We start from the raw sequence: 1,121 nt of genomic DNA, 5'->3' as shown, positions 1-1,121 counted from the left end.
CCTCTATCACCGACCACTATTCGAAAAGCCTGCTCATTGAGCAGGCTTTTTTCGTTTCTGATATTCTACGCGACTTCCTGCATTAATAGTTCTGTTAATTCGTTGCCTTGTTGCTGTATTTCTTGTAGTTGCATAAGTAACACTTCTGGGTCGATATTTAAATGTTGCGCAAGTGCTTGTGGAAAGCGGTGTATGATCATAGATGCTGGTACGCCTGCATTGGTTGCAAAATTAACAAATACGGCAAGGCGAATCAGTACGGCTTCATCTGAAGCCTGTTCATATGAAAGTGGATCGAGTTGTTGGTGTATCGCTTTCGAGAAGGTCTCAGTAAAATTCCATTGTTTTGTGAGCTCAAGGCCTACATCTGTAAAGTCAAAATTGAGAATCGCGTGCTGGGCTTCAATACGGCTTTGCCCTTGTGCTTGACTGAGAGCGATAAGGCTAGCTTCTTCTGGTAGTGCACTTTGGATCAGTAATTCCCCTATATTATGCAGTAAGCTACAAGTGAAAACGATTTCCGGATCAAGTCGGGTTTGCTTTGCTATAGATTTGGCTATTTGCGCAACTTGAAAAGAGTTACGCCAAAATTCACTGATATCAAAGTCATTCTCACGCTTAAAATTATTTACTAGGCTACTGGCTATGACTAATGAACGTAACTTATTGAGACCGAGCTTGATCGCTGCTTGCTCTATTGATTCTACATGTTGACCGCGGGAATAAGCGACTGAGTTGGCCATTTTTAATACTTTTGCTGTGATAACTGGATCCATAGCTATTCTGCTGGCGATTTTATCGAGTCCGATATTTGTTTGATTAAAGCTGGTTATCATTTCTTGTAATAATTGCGGTATAACGGGTGGCTGTTTCAGTTTCGAGAATAAATATTCGACGTTCACATTGTGACTCCCTGTCATTGTGATTTTGGATATATAGCGATGATTAGAATCAAGTTAATACTAAAGAATGAATATAATATATTTTATTAGCGCAGACTTCACACTTATTTTAAGTACTGATGGGACACTTGGTCATTTATCCGTTTTACCTCTCAAACTCACGGCTTGGTTATTTCCCTGAGTAAGTGAATGTGGTTTTATATGTCTGTAATATATTTC

At 39.4% G+C, this 1,121-nt stretch carries 1 protein-coding gene; it reads right to left on the bottom strand.

Going from position 1 to position 1,121, the window contains the following annotated elements; all coding sequences use genetic code 11:
* Positions 1 to 65 precede the first annotated feature (65 nt).
* Entirely contained in the window at positions 66 to 902 is an 837-nt protein-coding gene (locus BT797_RS13285) for an HDOD domain-containing protein (protein WP_244534191.1), read from the bottom strand.
* Positions 903 to 1,121: the final 219 nt, after the last annotated feature.

It is taken from the genome of Moritella viscosa, from assembly GCF_900120065.1.
GTDB lineage: Bacteria > Pseudomonadota > Gammaproteobacteria > Enterobacterales > Moritellaceae > Moritella > Moritella viscosa.
The sequence above is the reverse complement of the archived record's forward strand: the minus strand, read 5'-3'. Positions and strand labels throughout refer to the sequence as shown.